Here is a 16,907-nt window from a genome sequence, read left to right on the forward strand (position 1 = left end):
GGCTCCACTATGTCCCGGTTTCGGCGCGGAATCACCCGATTCCGGAGCCGAAAGTGGGACATGGTCGTGAGCGCGCCGGAGCCCGTACGTCGTCAGGCGAGCCGGCTCTCCTACTGCGGGAGACCCGGCGTGCTCTCCCGCACGACGACCTCGACGGGCAGCGCGGCCTGAGTCCAGCCGTCGTCGACGATCGCGCGGAACGCCTGGTACCCCGCCTCGTTCAGGGGCACGCGCACCGTCGTGAGCGCGGGCGTCACGTCTCCGCTCGCGGAGACGTCGTCGAAGCCGCACACGGCGATGTCCGCACCCACCGTGCGCCCCGCCGCGCGGATCGCCGACATCGCCCCCAGAGCCACGACGTCGCTCATCCCGAAGACCAGGGTGCCGGGCTCGACGCCCTCGCGTAGCGCCGCGATCATGGCTTCGGATCCCGACTCGCGCCGGAAGTCGCCACGGTGGATCCGATCCATCGCACCGCCGCCCGAAGCGAAGCCCCGGGCGAAGCCGTTCAGACGGTCGTCCGAGGTGCGCACGCCCTCGGCGGCGCCGATGCCGATCGCGGAGCGGTAGCCCAGCGCCGCCATGCGGTGTCCGAGATCCTCGGCCCCGCCGGCGTTGTCGATCATGATCGTGCGCCCGCCCACGCCGCCGTCACCGGGAAGGTCGCCGAACGCGACGACGCGCCCGCCGTAGCGCTCGAACGCCTCCAGCTCGGGGGATGCGGATCCGCCCTCCGGGTTGTCCGCCCGCGATGCCGCGAGGATCAGTCCCTGCGGACGCTGGCCGCGCAGGGCACGCAGGATCCGGTTCTCCCGCTCCGGGTCGCGCTCGGTGATCGAGATCGTCACGACGAGGCCGTGCTCGTCGGCGCCACGGGCGACACCCGCGGCGATCTGGCCGAAGTAGGGGTCCGCGATGTCGGCGACGAGCAGCGCGATGACCGGGGAATGGCCGCGGGCGGTCGCCTGCGCCGACACGTTCGGGGTGTAGCCGAGCGTCTCCGCGGCGCGCTCCACGCGCTCGCGGAAGGCTCCGGCGACCTTGCGCTCGGAGCCGTTGAGCACGCGCGACGCCGTGGCCAGCGAGACCCCGGCCTCCCGTGCGACATCCTGCAGCGTCGCCGCGTGTGCGACCGCGGAGGCGGCGCGCGGGGAAGGGCTTCCCGGGTTCATGCCCCGAGCCTAGTGCGCGCCGCTCCCGCCGCGAGGTACCCGCGCAGAGCGTCCGCCTCCGCGGCGAGTGCGGCGGGATCATCGTCGGGCACGAACTCGAGCAGGGCGTCGCGCGGCGGCGTGGCCGAAGCGGCCGCCGCGGCCGCGAACGCCCGCCACAGCCCACCCCGCGCCGTGAGCGGGAGCCGCTCCGCCACGGGCCACCATGAGAACACGTGCACGGCGGAGACCCGGTCGGCGAGGCGCTCGTACTCGGCCACGGCCACCGCATCGGGCGCCGAGACGGTCGGCTGCCAATAGGTGGACAGGTGCGGGCTGGCGACCTCGGTCAGCACGCGCAGCGTCTGCTCGGCGTCGTCGGCGAGCGTGCGCCCGTGGAACTCCAGGGCGAGCGAGATGCCGCGGCGTCCCGCATGCTCCGCCGCGTCCGCCAGTGCGTCGATGACCTGGGCGCGTTCCGCGGCGGTGGCGCCCGCGGATCCGATCGTGCCCGCCCACACGCGGATCCGGTCCGCGCCGAGCGCCTCCGCCGAGTCCAGCACCGGGGCGATGTCCTCCCCCGCCTGCGCACGGAAATACGACCCGTACGAGCAGACCGCGAGCCCCGCATCGGCCGTGATCCGGGCCACCTCGGCGGCGCGCGCGGGATCACCAGAGGGCACGTGCACGTCGCCGCCCCACTCGATCGCCTGCAGCCCCGCGGCGGCGGCGAGCCCGGCGATCACGGCGGGATCCAGCTGCCGGAAGGTCACGGAGCAGAGCCCCGGTCGGATGGTCATGCGGTCAGCCTTTCATGCGAGTCGGTGCAGTCGCGGGGCGGGCACGTTCCGAACTCAGTCTCAGAGCGGCGGATCCGCCCCGATAGGCCGAAAACAGGCCAGGATCGACTGAGTTCGGCACACTCGCCTCAGCCCAGATACGGCGAGACCGCGGATCCGAACGACTCCGCCGTGCGGCGCACGACCTCGGCGGGATCCTGCGCCCAGATGTCGGCGTTGAAGATCTCCACCTCGACGTCGCGGTCGTATCCGGTCGCCACCACCGCCCGTGTGAGCGAGGCGAAGTCGATGACGCCGTCACCCGGATAGTGCCGGCTGAGCAGCACATCTGCGGGCAGCGGCGTCTTCCAGTCGCACACCTGGTAGGTCGCGATGCGCCCCTCGCGCCCGGCGCGGGCGATCTGATCGAGCACCTGCGGATCCCACCAGATGTGGAAGGTGTCGACCGCCGCGCCGACCACGGCGGGGTCGAAGTCGGCCGCGATGTCCAGCGCCTGCCCGAGGGTGGAGACGACGCAGCGGTCGGATCCGAACATCGGGTGCAGCGACTCGATCGCGAGGGTCACACCCGCCGCGGCCGCATCCACCGACAGCTCGCCGATCGCATCGCGCACCCGCTCCCGTGCCCCGATCAGGTCGCGGGATCCTTCGGGCAGCCCGCCGGCGACGAGCACCAGCACGGCGGTCGATCCCGCGGCCCCGGCGGCGGCGAGCGTCGCGGTCTCCTCGATCGCGCGCCGGTTGTCATCGAGCGCCGCCTGCCGCGGGGGCCCGTCCGGCAGTGTGAAGAAGCCGCCGCGGCAGTGCGTGGTGAAGCGCAGTCCCGAGTCGGCGAGCATCCGCGCGGCGATGTCGAGGCCGACCTCGTTCACGGGTTCGCGCCACAGCCCGATGCCCGAGACACCGGCCTCGGCGGTCACGCGGAGCGCGGTGGCCAGGTCGGCGTACTTGATCGTGGCCTGGTTGATCGACAGGCGATCATCCGGTCCCTGAGCCCGTCGATCCGGTCCCTGAGTCTGTCGAAGGGTCATGCGTCCACTCCGTTCAATCGCAGCATTCCGTGCCACCGTTCCCGCGCGAGCTCCGGATCCTCCAGCGCCAGCGACGCGTTCGCCAGTTCGACGATCCGGCTGAGATGCGGCAGGCTGCGCGCGGAGTGCAAGCCGCTCACCATCTGGAACGCGGGCTGGTGCCCGTTCAGCCAGGCCAGGAACGCGACGCCCGTCTTGTAGTAGAACGTGGGCGCGGCGAAGACCTGCCGGCTGAGCGCCTCGGTCGGCCCGAGGATCTCCAGGTAGCGGGCCGGATCCCCCTCATCGAGCGCCTGGATCGCCGCCGAGGCGACCGGGGTGATCGCCGCGAACGCGCCGAGCAGCGCGTCGGAGTGTCCTTGGTCTCGCTGCGCTCGCTCAGGAACCGCGAAGCGAGACGAAAGGCGCTCAGGAACCGGGTTCAGGGTGTCCCCGCCGATCAGGGAGACGTAGTTGAAGTCGTCGCCGGTGAACATCCGCACGCCCTCCGGAAGCTGCGCGCGCACCGCGATCTCGGACTCGGCATTCAGCAGGCTCATCTTGACGCCCGCGACCTTGCCCGGGTTCTCGGCGATGATCCGCAGCAGCGTGCCGGACCCGTCGCGCCAGTCGGCGGATCCGAAGTACCCCTCCAGCTGCGGGTCGAACGCCGTGCCGAGCCAGTGCAGCACGACCGGGGTCGTCGCCTGCTGCAGCACGGCTGCGTACACGCGCAGGTAGTCGGTGCGCGACTCTGCCACGCGGGCGAGGTGGCGCGAGGCCATGAGTACGGGACCCGCGCCCTGCTCTTCGGTGAAGTGCAGCTGCTCGACGTAGGCGTCGATCACCCGCTGCAGGGAGATGTGCTCCTCGTCGACGTGGTCGGTGTTGACGCCGACGACGACGGATCCGCCCTCTTCCCGCGCGACCTCTGCACTGCGCGCGATGAGCTCGCGGGTGGCCGCCGCGTCGAGCCCCATGTTGCGCTGCGCGGTGTCCATGGCATCGGCGACGCCGAGGCCCCACGAGTACACGTTGCGGCGGAACGCCAGCGTGGCGTCCCAGTCGATGTCGGCGGGCTGTCCGGGGGTGTTGTCGGCGTGCGTCTTCGGCACCACATGCGCCGCGGCGTACGCGACGCGGCTCCGCAGCGGGGCCTGCGGGCGGGCGTACGCGCCGGCCTCGTTCAGCGCGACGTCGGAGGTCTCCCCCGAGGCCGCGAGCAGGCGGATCGTCGTCATGATCGGCCTCAGTCCAGGCTCAGCGCGGGCAGCGCGACCTTGCGGCCCTCGGCGGAGGACCGCAGACCCGCCTCGGCGAGCTGCACGCCCCGGGCGCCGGCGAGCAGATCGAAGTCGTATTCCGTTCCGAGCACATAAGACTCGAGGAACTCCTCCCACTGCTGGCGGAAGCCGTTGAGGAACACGTCGTTCACGGGCACCTCGGCCCAGTCCGCGTCATAGTCGTGCGCGTCGGCGAGGTCGGGGTTCCACACCGGCTTGGGTGTGGCGTTGCGGTGCTGGATCCTGGCGCCGAACAGGCCCACGACCGCGGATCCGTGCGTGCCGTCGACCTGGAACTCGACCAGCTCATCACGGTTCACACGCACGGTCCAGCTGGAGTTGATCTCGGCGACGATRCCGCCGTCGAGCTCGAAGATGCCATAGGCCGCATCCTCGGCAGTGGCGGTGTAGTGCTCGCCGTTCTCGTCCCAGCGGTCGGCGATGTGCACCGCGGCCTGCGCGTAGACGCTCTTGACCTCGCCGAACAGGTTCTCCATCACGTAGTTCCAGTGCGGGAACATGTCGCTGATGATGCCGCCGCCGTCCTCGGTGCGGTAGTTCCAGCTCGGCCGCTGCGCGGGCTGCCAGTCGCCCTCGAACACCCAGTAGCCGAACTCTCCGCGGACGGAGAGGATCCGTCCGAAGAAGCCCGAGTCGATGAGGCGCTTGAGCTTCTGCAGACCGGGCAGGTAGAGCTTGTCGTGCACGACCCCGGTCTTGACGCCCGCGGTCCGGGCGAGGCGGGCCAGCTCGAGCGCCTCCTCGACGGACTCCGCCGTCGGCTTCTCGGTGTAGATCGCCTTGCCCGCGGCGATGGCCTTGCGAATGGCGGCCGCGCGCGCCTTGGTGACGAGGAAGTCGGCGTAGATCTCCCACTGCGGATCCGCGAGCGCGGCGTCGAGGTCGGTGGTCCAGTCGGCGATGCCGTGCTCGGCGGCGATCTCCGCGAGCTTCTGCTCGCTGCGGCCGACGAGGATCGGCTTCACGGTGACGCGGCTGCCGTCGGGCAGCTCGATGCCGCCCTGCTCACGGATCGCGAGGATCGAGCGCACCAGGTGCTGGCGGTAGCCCATGCGCCCGGAGACGCCGTTCATGATGATGCCGATCTCGCGGGTGGTCGTCTCGGACACGGTGTCCCCTCTCCTGCCCCGGCGGCCCTCATGGCTTCGCCGGTTGCCTTGCGTACGCTGTCTGCGGTGCTGCGCGTGTTTGGCGCTGCGGTTGTTCGGTACTGCGGTTGTTCGGTACTGCGGCTGTTCGGTACTGGGCGCGTTCAGCGTTTGCGGTTCTGCATGTGTTCGTGCTGCACGCGTTCAGCGTTTGCGCTCCTGCGTGTGTTCGTGCTGCGCGCGATAACGGTAAGCGCTTTCCCACTCATGATGCCACGAGGGATCCCCGCTCCGCAAGGCAAGCGGCGGGAGGCGCCTCCTCCACTTCCGAGTCGTCCCCGTCAGCGCACGCCATAGGGTCCGCCCATGGGGACGACCCAGAAGCGGGAGGCCCAGGCACAACGGCACCTGCGGCACCTCCTCCCCACAGTCCCGGCCCCGCCCCGCCCCGCTGCAGTGACCCCACCCTTCCGAGTCGTCCCCGTCAGCGCACGCCATAGAGTCCGCTCATGGGGACGACCCGGAAGTGGGAGACCGGCCCGGAAGCGGGAGAGCGGCCCCGAAGCGGGTAGGCGGCTCGGGAGCGGGGAGGGGGTTAGGCGCTGGCGCGGAGGATCAGGGCGGGCGTGAGCAGCGGGGGGTCCTGGGCGTCGCGGCCCTCGACGCGGTCGACGACGAGGCGCACGGCCAGTTCGCCGAGCGCGGCGAAGTCCTGCCGGATCGTGCTGAGCGGCGGGCGGAACTCTGCGGCATCGGCGATGTCGTCGAAGCCCAGGACGGCGACGTCCTCGGGAACCCTGCGGCCGGCGTCGGCGAGAGCGCGCAGCAGGCCGAGCGCCATCTGGTCGTTGGCGGCGAAGACGGCGGTGACCGTCGGATCGGCAGCGAGCACTCCGCCACGGTCGTGGCCCGAGCCCGCACTCCAGTCTCCGCGCAGCGGATCCGGGATCCGGAGTCCGCGCGTCGCGAGCTCCTCCCGCCAGCCGCGCTCGCGCTCCGCGGCGGCGAACGAGCCCTCAGGCCCGGCGAGGTGATGCACGGTCGGCGCACCCCGGTCCAGCAGGTGCGCGGTCGCCGCACGGGCGCCCGCCGCGTGGTCCGTGCCGATGACGGCGAAACGCGGGTCGGCAGGCGCGTCCACGACGACGAGCGCGAGCCCGGCCGGATCCGCGTCACGAGCCAGAGCCGAGGCCTCGTTCAGCACGATCGCCCCGTCAACGCCCTGATCATGCAGCCGGTCGAAGGCCTCGCCGATCCGCCCCTCGGAGCCGAGCGTCACCACGGCGAGGGCGTATCCGCGCGCCTCCGCGGCCTCGGAGACAGCCTGGAGCAGAGCGGAGTTGCCGACCGTGGCGAGAGTCTGAGCGACCACGCCGAGGGTCTCGGAGCGCCCGGTGCGCAGCGCCCGCGCGGCGCGGTGCGGGCGGTACCCGAGTTCGGCCATGGCCTCCTCGACCCGCTCGCGCGTGGCCGGATCCACCCGCGGACTGTCGTTCACGACCCGCGAGACGGTCTGCCCTGATACCCCGGCGCGCGCCGCGACCATCGCCATGGACACGCGCCCGGTCGGCTTCGGTCCGCGACGCGCACGGACCGACGGGGCCCCGCTCTCGATCCGCAGCAGCTCCTCGAGCTCGTCGTCGCGCTTCGGCATCGGCCCGCCTCTCACCCCGCCGGTCCCGCGTGTACCGACCTCAGGATTGTTGACGCTATCACGCCGCGTACCCTATCGTGTTTACGTGAACACGGAAAAAGCTCCTGAGTTCGACACGGCCGAGATCACCGAACTCTCCGCCGGCGTGGTCAAGCGCGCCACGCGCCTCGCCGACGGCCGCGACCTCATCTACTACGACGACGCCGGATCCGCCCTCCCCGCCGAGCGCTCGATCGACGCCCGCGCGCTGGACCCGCGCCCCGATACCGCAACGATGCGGCAGGACGTGCTCACCGGCGACTGGATCACCTTCGCCACGAAGCGCCAGACGCGGGTCATGATGCCGAGCGCGGACGCGGATCCGCTCGCCCCGCAGTCCCCGACCAACCCCTCCGAGGTTCCGTCGCGCTACGACGTCGCGGTGTTCGAGAACCGCTCCCCGTCGTTCGGCCCCGCCCTCGCCGAGGCCGTGGGGGCCGCACCGGCTGCCGCGGATCCGGCGAGGGGCCTGGACGACCTCGAATCCGTCGGACTCGGGCGCACCCGCACTAGCGTGGGCCGTTGCGAGGTCGTGTGCTTCAGCCCCGAGCACGCCGGATCCTTCGGCACCCAGTCGGTCCTCCGCGCGCGCACCGTGATCGAGGCCTGGGCCGACCGCACCGCGGCGCTCYCCGCCCTGCCCGGCATCGAGCAGGTCTTCCCCTTCGAGAACCGCGGCGAGGCGATCGGCGTCACCCTCCCCCACCCGCACGGGCAGATCTACGCCTACCCCTACGTCACGCCGCGCACGCAGCGGCTGCGCGAGAGCATCGCCCGCACCGGCGCCGACCTCTTCGACCGGATCCTGGACGCGGAGCAGCGCTCCGAACGCGTCGTGCTGCAGGGTGAGCACTGGACCGCTTTCGTGCCTTTCGCCGCGCGCTGGCCGCTCGAGGTGCAGCTGCTGCCGCACCGCCACGTGCCCGACTTCGCGGCGCTGGATGATGCCGAGCGCGACGAGCTCGCCCCGCTCTACCTGCGCCTGCTGCGGGGCGTGGACGCTCTCTACGAGACTCCCACCGCGTACATCGCGGCGTGGCACCAGGCGCCCGTGCACGTCGGACGCGACGAGATCCGGATGCGTCTCGAACTCACCAGCCCGCGCCGCGCCGCCGACAAGCTGAAGTTCCTGGCCGGATCCGAGTCCGCGATGTCCGCGTGGACCGCCGAGATCCTCCCCGAAGACGCCGCCGCGCACCTGCGCGACGCGATCGCGTCGGTGCCCGCCCTGTCCGCCTGACCCGTCCCCCTTTCCGACCGTGTCCCACTTTTCGCTCTCGAATCGGCACTTTCGCCGCCGGAAGTGGGACATGACCCCACCAGAAGTGGGACACGGTCGGCAGGATCCCCCTCCCGAGGAGACCCGATGACCCTTGCCCGCACCTCCGACGCGTCCGACGCCGCCCGCACCTCCGACGCGTCTTGCGACGCCGTCGGCGCCGCAGAGGCACTGTTCCGCAGCCTGACCGGATCCGCGCCCGCGGGCGTCTGGTCGGCGCCGGGGCGTGCGAACCTCATCGGCGAGCACACGGACTACAACGACGGGTTCGTGCTGCCCTTCGCGATCCAGCACCGCACGGCGGCCGCCGCGCGCCTGCGCATCGACGGGCGGATCCGCGTCGCCTCCACCTTCGCCGAAGAACCGGTCGAGGTCGCGCTCGATGTCCTCGAGACGCTGTTCCCCTCGGGCGACACCCGCCGCGCGACCCCCGATCCTGTCGAGGAACAGGGATCCGCCGTGCCGGAGTGGGCGGCCTATCCCCTCGGCGTCGCCTGGGCGCTGCGCGCGCTGGTGCCCGCGTGGGCCGCCGGCACCTTCGCGGGCGTCGACATCGCTATCGCGTCCGATGTGCCGGTCGGGGCCGGGCTGTCGTCGTCCGCGGCGATCGAGGGCGCGACGAGTGCCGCGCTGAACGAGCTCTGGGGCCTGGGGCTGGATCCGGTGGCGCTCGCGCAGGCCGGTCGCCGCGCCGAGAACGAGGCCGTCGGCGCCCCCACCGGGATCATGGATCAGATGGCGTCGATGCTCGGGCGGGCAGACGCCGCGGTGTTCCTGGACTGCCGCTCGCTCGAGACCCGCTCGATCCCGCTCGGGTTCGCCGAGGCGGGGCTCGAGGTGCTCGTGATCGACACGGGCGTGAAGCACGCGCACTCCACGGGCGGCTACCGCGAGCGCCGCGAATCCTGCGAACGCGGGGCCGCCGCGCTCGGGGTGGCGGCGCTGCGCGACGTGACGGCGGCGGATCTGCCGCGCGCCGCGGAGCTGCTCGACGACGTCGACTTCCGCCGGGTGCGGCACGTCGTGACCGAGGACCAGCGTGTACTCGACACGGTCGCCGCGCTCGCCGCGCACGGTCCGCGCGCGATCGGGGACCTGCTCATCGCGTCGCACGCATCCATGCGGGACGACTTCGAGATCTCGATCCCCGAGCTCGACACTGCCGTCGACGTCGCCCTCGCGCACGGCGCGATCGGCGCGCGCATGACGGGCGGCGGGTTCGGCGGAGCCGCGATCGCGCTCGTCGACCACGACCGGGTGTCCGCGGTGGCGGAGGCCGTGCGCGCGGCGTTCGCCRCAGCGGGCTTCGCCCCGCCGCACCTCTTCACCGTCACGCCGTCGGCCGGCCCGCGCCGCGACGCCTGACCGGATCCACCCTCCCGGGCGCGGTCCGGCGGCCCGGCGGCCCGGCCATCCGGCGGCCCGGYGGCCCGGCGGTGCGGCGAGACCGATCCTGCGTCCCGAAACGGACGATGAGACACGCGGTCTCGGGACACAGGTTCGTTYTCGCGGTCAGGCGAAGACGCCCCGGCGGTCACCCAGCGGAGGCCCGGCAGAATGAGAACCGCGCACCTGCGCGACGGAAGGAGACCCATGTCCTGGCTTGTCACCGGCGGCGCCGGCTACATCGGAGCGCACGTCGTGCGCGCGCTCTCGGAGGCCGGCCTCACGCCGGTCGTGCTGGATGACTTGTCCAGCGGGATCGCCTCCTTCGTGCCCGAGGGCACGGCCTTCGTGCGGGGCAGCATCCTCGACCGCGAGCTGGTCGAGCGCACGCTCCGCGAGCACGAGGTGCAGGGCGTGATCCACGTCGCCGGCTACAAATACGCCGGGGTCTCGGTGCAGCGGCCGCTGCACACCTACGCCCAGAACGTCGAGGGCACCCGCGTGATCCTCGAGGCGATGGCGGCGGTCGGCGTCACGAACATCGTGTTCTCCTCGAGCGCCGCGGTGTTCGGCACGCCCGACGTGCCGCTCGTCGTGGAGGACACCGAGAAGCGCCCCGCCAGCCCCTACGGCGAGTCCAAGCTCATCGGCGAGTGGCTGCTGCGCGACGAGGCCGTCGCCACCGCCTCGTCCGAGAACCCGCTCGCGCACACCTCGCTGCGCTACTTCAACGTGGTCGGATCCGCGGATCCGTCCGTCTACGACATTAGTCCGCACAACCTCTTTCCGATCGTGTTCGAGAAACTGCTCGCCGGCGAGACCCCGCGGATCAACGGCGACGACTACGCCACCGAGGACGGCACGAACGTGCGCGACTACGTGCACGTTCGCGACATCGCGCTGGCCCATGTCGCCGCGGCCCAGCGCATGATCGCGGGCCAGCCGGTCGAGGCCGCCTACAACCTGGGATCCGGCGACGGGCTCTCGGTGCGCCAGATCATGGACGCGATGGCGCAGGTGACCGGAATCGCCTTCACGCCCGAGATCGGTCCGCGCCGTCCCGGTGACCCCGACCGCATCGTCGCGACCGGAGTGCTCGCTGCGCGCGATCTGGACTGGCGGATGCGTCACACCGTCGACGAGATGGTGCGCTCGGGCTGGGAGGCCCGCCGCAACGCCGGCTGAGCCCGGATACTCGCCGCCGAGCGCACGCTTGTCGAGCGCACCCCCGCGCCGAGCGCACGGCTTGCCGAATGCACGCCCGCTCCGAGTGCACGGCTTGCTGCCGAGTGCACGACTCGTTGACGCCTAGACCCCGTGCACCCGGCAGGATCCCGTGCACTCGACGGACGCACCCGCAAGATCCCGTGCGCTCGGCAGGATCCCGTGCGCTCGGCGACCATGGACCGCCGCCCGGCTAGGCTCGGCGCATGCTGATCCGCTCCGCGACCCCGGCCGATGCGCACGGGATCGCCGTCGTGCATGTGCGCGGTTGGCAGGAAGCGTATCGCGGGCTCATGCCGCAGCCCGTGCTCGACGATCTGTCGATCACCGAGCGCGCCGAGGGCTGGCGGCAGATCCTCGCCGCGAGGGAGCGCGGCGACGAGGCGGAAGGCGCCCGTTCGCACGCGCTCGTCGCGGCGGAGCCCGACAGCGGAAGGATCCTCGGCTGGGCGACCTACGGCGAACCCCGCGAGGACGGTGCGTACGGGGGCGAGCTCTGGGGGTTGTACGCGCATCCCGAACTCTGGTCCCGTGGTGTCGGGCACGCGCTGCTCGCCGCGGTCGAGGACGCGCTGCGCGCAGACGGAGCAGGATCCGCCTACCTCTGGGTGCTCGAGGGGAATGACCGCGCGGCGATGTTCTACGAAAGCCACGGCTGGATCGAAGACGGCGAGGTCAAGGTCGAAGAGCGCCCCGGACTGCGCTTGCACGAGCGGCGCAGGGCGAAGCTGCTCAGCTGATCAGGGCGCCCCTCGCGACCGTCGCCGCCGCCATCGCCGACAGCACGGCTCATTATCGAGTGCACGACTCCTTGACGCCTAGATCCCGTGCACCCGGCAGGATCCCGTGCACCCGAGATCGCACGCACCTGGATCCCGTGCACTCGGCGACATCCCGTGCATTCGCGCGCCGCCACCGTCGCCCCAAGCCGAGTGCACGGCTCGTTGCCGAGTGCACGACTCCTTCACGCCAAGAACCCGTGAACCCGGCAGGATCCCGTGCACCCGACGGACGCACGCGCCAGGATCCCGTGCACCCGGCGACGCGCACCGGCCCGACCACCGCCCGCCCGCCCCAGCGCCCGCCCCGCCCCCACAACACGGAACGCGGCCCCCAAAGGAGGCCGCGTCCCGTTCTTGCGCAGGGCCGGACTAGGCCTGCGGGGCATTCGCGGCGGTGAGGAGCTGGTCCACCCCCTCGCGGTCGAGGCCCCAGCCGAACGCGGGGAGGCGCCCGATCGGGAACGAGCCCATCATCTTCGCCATGGCCTCGCCCGACATGATGCCGTCGCCCTCTCCGCCGAACTGCTCCTGGAGGGCGGCGAACGCGCCCGCGACCATCGGACCGGCGACCGGGTGCGCGAACACCGCGGCGAGCGTGGACTCGGGGGTGAGCGGCACCAGAACGGAGTCGCCGGCGACGTCGACCGTGGCGGATCCGCGCAGGTCGCGGCTCGACGACGCGGCCTCGACCCGGTAGACGCCGCCCTCGACGACGAAGCGCTCGACTCGGATGTCCCAGTACGCGAGGTCCTCACGGCGCACAGTCAGCACGACGTCCGCCGTGGCGCCCGCGGCGATCTCGACCGACGCGAACGCCTTGAGCTCGCGGGGCGCGCGCTCCACGGCGGAGGCGACGGGGGCGACGTAGACCTGCACGACCTCGCGGCCGTCGCGGGATCCGGTGTTCGTCACGGGGACGGTCACCGCGATGTCGCCCGACGGCGTGACCTCGGCGGAGACCTCACCGTACGCGAACGACGTGTAGGACAGGCCGTGACCGAACGGATAGGTCACCGCCATGTCGCGGGCGTCGTACCAGCGGTAGCCCACGAAGATGCCCTCGCCGTAGCGCACGTGCCCGTTCGAGCCGGGGAAGTTGCCGAACGCCGGGGTGTCCTCGATGCGCTGCGGGATCGTCTCGGCGAGGCGGCCCGACGGGTTGACCGTGCCGAGCAGCACGTCGACGGTCGCGGATCCGCCGGCCTGGCCGAGCAGCCACGCCTCGACGATCGCAGGCACGCGGTCGACGAAGGGCAGCGCCACGACGGATCCGTTCGACAGCACGACGACCGTGCGCGGGTTCGCCGCCACGACTGCGTCGAGCAGGGCGAGCTGGTGYGCGGCGAGGTCGATGTGCTCGCGGTCGAAGCCCTCGGACTCCTCGGCATCGGTGAGGCCGAGGAAGACAACGGCGATGTCGCGGGAGGCGGCGAGCGCCACGGCCTCGTCGCGGAGCGCGTCCTGACCATCGACCGCGGCGTCGAACGCGAAGCCCTGCGCGAAGGCGACCCGGTCTCCGGCGGCCTCAGTCATCGCGTCGAGCGCGGAGTCCACGCGGGTCGGGTTGATGTGCGACGAGCCGCCGCCCTGGAAGCGCGGCGTGCGGGCGAACTCGCCGATCAGCGCGATCGACGCGTCCTCGGCGAGCGGCAGCAGCGCAGCGCCGTCCACCGCATCGTTCTTGAGCAGCACGATCGAGCGCCCGGCGGCCTCGCGGGCCAGCGCGTGGTGCGCGTCGACGTCGAGCGGGCCGGCCACCGCAGGACGAGCCTGCGCACGGCCGACGAGATCCAGCACGCGGCCGGCGGAGTCATCCAGCGCCGCCGCGACGGCCGGGTCGGATCCTGCGGCCGTGGCCACGGCGCGGTCCGGCGCGCCGTCGCTTCCTGGCATCTCCAGGTCGAGCCCCGCGACGAGCGCCGCGACGCGGTCGTTCACCGCGCCCCAGTCGGAGACGACGAGGCCTTCGAAGCCCCACTCGTCGCGCAGCACCTGCGTGAGCAGCCACGGATCCTGGGAGGCGTAGACGCCGTTGATCTTGTTGTACGAGCACATCACGGTCCACGGCTGCGCGTCCTTGACGACGCGCTCGAAGCCGCGCAGGTAGATCTCGCGCAGCGGCCGCGGGTCGACGTCGCTCGACGCCGTCATCCGCTCGAACTCCTGATTGTTGGCCGCGAAGTGCTTGAGCGAAGAGCCGACGCCCTGCGACTGGATGCCCTTCACGAGACCCGCGCCGATCACGCCGGAGACGATCGGATCCTCCGACACGTACTCGAAGTTGCGCCCGCACAGCGGCGAGCGCTTGATGTTGATGCCGGGGCCGAGGATGACCGCGACGTCCTCGATCGCGGACTCCACGCCGAGCGCGACGCCGACTCGCTCGGCGAGCTCCGGGTCGAAGGCGGATCCGAGTCCGGACGCCGGCGGGAAGCAGGTGGCCGGAACGCTCTCGCTGAGGCCGAGGTGATCGCTGTCCGCGGCCTGCTTGCGCAGACCGTGCGGGCCGTCGGTGACCATGATCGACGGCACGCCGATCCGGTCGATGGACTTCAGGGTCCAGAAGTCGGCGCCGCTCGTGAGCGAGGCCTTCTCCTCGGTGCTGAGTTCTGGCAGGTGATCGCGGGGCGATGTCATTGTCGACTCCTTCGTGGACGACTCTCGGGTGGCGGGCAGGGCCAGTCGATCAGGTTCTGGATCAGAAAGCAAGTGTTACTCGGTTTTTGGGTGCGGCGGCTCAACACGGGGATAGTCTCGGGTCATGGCACAACGAGGTTCGTACGCGAAGGGGATCGCGAAGCGCGAGGAGATCCTGCGCGCGGCGCTGGCGGTGGTCGCCCGCGAGGGCTATCACGGCGCTTCCGTGAAGGAGCTCGCCGATGAGGTCGGCCTCAGCCAGGCGGGCCTGCTGCACTACTTCGACAGCAAGGACGAGCTGTTCGTCGAGATCCTGCGCACGCGCGACGAGGTCGACATGGCCGGCCACGCCGGCGCCGTGGATGCCGCGACCCTCGACGAGATGCGCGACGGCTATCTCGACATCGTGCGGCACAACGCACGCGTGCCGGGGCTCGTCGAGCTGTTCACCCGCCTCGCGGCCGACGCCGCGAACCCCGAGCATCCGTCCCGCGCGTTCTTCGCGGAGCGCAGCGCCGGCCTCCGAGAGCGCTGGGCAGGGACCGTCGCCGATGCGCAGGCCGAGGGCCTGATCCGCGACGACATCGATCCGATGCTCGCCGCCAGGCTGCTGCAGGCCGTGTCCGACGGCGCCCAGATGCAACTGCTCGTCGAGCCGGAGCTCGACATGGCGGTCCTCCTCGAGACGCTGTTCGCGCTCATCCAGAAGCCCGGATCCTGAACGACCGCACCGCCCTTCGTCTCGCTCCGCTCGCTCAGGAACCGGACCACGCCGACCGGATCCTGAATGACCGCACCGCCCTTCGTCTCGCTCCGCTCGCTCAGGAACCGAACCACCCCGACTGGTTCCTGAGCGAGGAGCGCAGCGACGAGACGAAGGACGCCCCGGTGGCGTACCCGGCCGGAGACGCGGCATCCCTCCGATGATCCCACCGCCAGGTCCGTCACCGGACCGCCCCGTCGCCGACCGGGATCCTGTCATGCGTCCAGCAGCGGCCGCACCGATGCGTAGGCGTCGCGCACGTCGCGCGAAGGCGTGTCGAACACACGGGCGATTCCGTCGCGGTCATAACGTGCCCAGCCCGGGTCGCCGCCCGCGATGAACGCGACCGCGGTCCCGTGCACCTCATCCGCGAGCGACTGCGGCGGGTTCGGGCCCGCGAGCGGCTCCATCGCGGGGCCGTCCAGGCAGTCGAAGAAGAACGGCACGTCGAGGCAGTGCTCGGCGAACCCGAAGGTGCCGGACGGCCACGAGAATCGGTAGACCCACGTCGGCGCGGTGCCGCGGTCGGCGACGACGCGCAGGATCGCACGACGGAACATCTTGTCCGTCAGCACCCTTCCGGCCAGGCGTGCCTTGCCCTTCGCCACCACGTCGGCGTTCGCCGCGAGGTAGGCGCGGCGCGCGGGCTTCGGCACCCCCAACCTGCCCAGCAGCATGCCGGTCGGCACCCAGCGCAGCATCTTGGCGGCATCGCCCATCGCCATGGTGAACTCGTCGTCCGTCGCGCCGAGCACGAGCGGCTTGTCCGATCCGACACCCGCGCGGAACGACTCCGGCGTCGGACGCCGCAGCAGCTCCCCGTCGACGGTGGGGCCGAGCGGCAGCCCGTCCTCGATGATCGACGACATGTCACCGCCCTCGAAGGCCGTCGCCTTCTTCTGCAGTTCGAGCACTGTGTCCTGATCCAGCGTGGACCATCCGGCGCGGGTCGGAGCGACGCCCGCGGTCGCGGCGAGCTCGCGGCCGAACGCCTCGGCCCGTGCGGCCGACACGTCGGCGAGCGCGCCGGAGATCGCGTACACGCCGTGGAACAGGTGCTGCGCCCGCTCCATGCCGAGCAGGGTCATCACCGCTCCGCCGCCGGCCGACTGTCCGGAGATCGTGACCCGGGCCGGATCCCCGCCGAAGGCCGCGATGTTCTGCTGCACCCATTCCAGAGCCAGCAGCCAGTCGCGCACACCCCGGTTGGACGGCGCGTCCTCGATCCAGCCGAAGCCGTCGAAACCGAGCCGGTACGAGATCGTCACCGTCACGACGCCGTCGCGGTTGAAGTTACGGCCGTCGTACCAGGGGCTGGCCGGGGATCCGGCGAAGTAGCCGCCGCCGTGGATGTAGACGAGCACCGGCATGCCGGCCGCACCTGCAGTCTCGTCGGCCGGGATCGCCGGCGTGTAGACGTTCACGTTCAGCGTGCTGTCGCCCTCGATGCTGGGTTCCGGGATCAGCGTCACGCCCGGGTCGCCGCGCTGCGCGGTGGGCCCGAAGGAGGCCGCGTCGAACACGCCCTGCCACGGGGCCTTGGGCACCGGCGCGGCGAAACGGAGCTCGCCCACCGGAGCCTCGGCGAACGGGATGCCGAGGAAGGCCGCAGAGCGCGGATTGCCGCGTGCGCCCGATCCGGACGCGGTGGTGTCGCGCCAACGACCGCGCACACGGCCGGCGGACGTCTGCACCTCGGGGTGCGCGGAAGCGGAAGCGACGTTCGCCGCCGCGACGGTTTCGGTGTTCTCCATCGGGGTTCCTTTCGTGGAGGAGGTTGTTCCCTGTCC

The 16,907-nt window shown here is 71.8% G+C and carries 13 protein-coding genes; 5 read left to right on the top strand and 8 right to left on the bottom strand.

The features are described 5' to 3' along the window. Positions 1–110: 110 nt before the first annotated feature. From AC1DG4_RS06905 to AC1DG4_RS06930, 6 genes are all read right to left on the bottom strand, one after another. Positions 111–1,172, bottom strand: a complete 1,062-nt coding sequence (locus AC1DG4_RS06905) for a LacI family DNA-binding transcriptional regulator (protein ID WP_477375930.1) — start codon at positions 1,170–1,172, stop codon at positions 111–113. Further along, positions 1,169–1,951: a sugar phosphate isomerase/epimerase family protein gene (locus AC1DG4_RS06910; RefSeq protein ID WP_477375928.1), complete on the bottom strand. Its 783-nt coding sequence runs from the start codon at positions 1,949–1,951 to the stop codon at positions 1,169–1,171. Before AC1DG4_RS06910 ends, AC1DG4_RS06905 begins: the two co-directional genes overlap by 4 nt. Positions 1,952–2,079: 128 nt before the next feature. Further along, on the bottom strand, positions 2,080–2,982 hold the full coding sequence (locus AC1DG4_RS06915) for a sugar phosphate isomerase/epimerase family protein (protein ID WP_477375926.1): 903 nt from the start codon (positions 2,980–2,982) through the stop codon (positions 2,080–2,082). Further along, entirely contained in the window at positions 2,979–4,202 is a 1,224-nt protein-coding gene (locus tag AC1DG4_RS06920; RefSeq protein WP_477375924.1) for a dihydrodipicolinate synthase family protein, read from the bottom strand. The genes AC1DG4_RS06915 and AC1DG4_RS06920 overlap by 4 nt, the downstream gene beginning before the upstream one ends. An 8-nt stretch (positions 4,203–4,210) precedes the next feature. Further along, on the bottom strand, positions 4,211–5,338 hold the full coding sequence (locus tag AC1DG4_RS06925; protein WP_477377328.1) for a Gfo/Idh/MocA family protein: 1,128 nt from the start codon (positions 5,336–5,338) through the stop codon (positions 4,211–4,213). 610 nt (positions 5,339–5,948) lie between these two features. Further along, the gene (locus AC1DG4_RS06930) at positions 5,949–6,905 is read right to left on the bottom strand and encodes a LacI family DNA-binding transcriptional regulator (protein WP_477377326.1); all 957 of its coding nucleotides are present in this window, start codon (positions 6,903–6,905) and stop codon (positions 5,949–5,951) included. A 187-nt stretch (positions 6,906–7,092) separates the two neighbouring features. Here AC1DG4_RS06930 and galT point away from each other — a divergent pair, with 187 nt between their 5' ends. The 4 genes from galT to AC1DG4_RS06950 all read left to right on the top strand — a co-directional run bounded on the left by galT (position 7,093) and on the right by AC1DG4_RS06950 (position 11,675). Next, the gene (gene galT / locus AC1DG4_RS06935; protein ID WP_477421145.1) at positions 7,093–8,286 is read left to right on the top strand and encodes a galactose-1-phosphate uridylyltransferase; all 1,194 of its coding nucleotides are present in this window, start codon (positions 7,093–7,095) and stop codon (positions 8,284–8,286) included. A gap of 126 nt (positions 8,287–8,412) precedes the next feature. Then, positions 8,413–9,690 carry a galactokinase gene (gene galK / locus AC1DG4_RS06940; protein ID WP_477421146.1) on the top strand — a complete coding sequence of 426 codons (1,278 nt, stop codon included), beginning with the start codon at positions 8,413–8,415 and terminating at the stop codon, positions 9,688–9,690. Positions 9,691–9,918: 228 nt separating this feature from the next. Further along, the gene (gene galE, locus AC1DG4_RS06945) at positions 9,919–10,896 is read left to right on the top strand and encodes a UDP-glucose 4-epimerase GalE (protein ID WP_477375918.1); all 978 of its coding nucleotides are present in this window, start codon (positions 9,919–9,921) and stop codon (positions 10,894–10,896) included. Positions 10,897–11,141: 245 nt separating this feature from the next. Then, positions 11,142–11,675 (top strand): N-acetyltransferase family protein, encoded by a 534-nt coding sequence (locus tag AC1DG4_RS06950; protein ID WP_477375916.1) that lies wholly within the window; start codon positions 11,142–11,144, stop codon positions 11,673–11,675. Positions 11,676–12,086: 411 nt separating this feature from the next. Here AC1DG4_RS06950 and AC1DG4_RS06955 read toward each other — a convergent pair whose 3' ends face one another. Beyond that, entirely contained in the window at positions 12,087–14,354 is a 2,268-nt protein-coding gene (locus AC1DG4_RS06955) for a glycoside hydrolase family 3 C-terminal domain-containing protein (RefSeq protein ID WP_477375914.1), read from the bottom strand. Between the two features lie 124 nt (positions 14,355–14,478). Here AC1DG4_RS06955 and AC1DG4_RS06960 point away from each other — a divergent pair, with 124 nt between their 5' ends. Next, positions 14,479–15,075, top strand: coding sequence for a TetR/AcrR family transcriptional regulator (locus AC1DG4_RS06960; RefSeq protein WP_477375912.1), 597 nt, complete (start codon positions 14,479–14,481; stop codon positions 15,073–15,075). Positions 15,076–15,332: 257 nt separating this feature from the next. On the opposite strand, the gene AC1DG4_RS06965 is transcribed toward AC1DG4_RS06960, so the two are convergent. Next, on the bottom strand, positions 15,333–16,871 hold the full coding sequence (locus AC1DG4_RS06965; protein WP_477375910.1) for a carboxylesterase/lipase family protein: 1,539 nt from the start codon (positions 16,869–16,871) through the stop codon (positions 15,333–15,335). Positions 16,872–16,907: the final 36 nt, after the last annotated feature.

This window comes from Microbacterium sp. 05N427 (genome assembly GCF_056397105.1).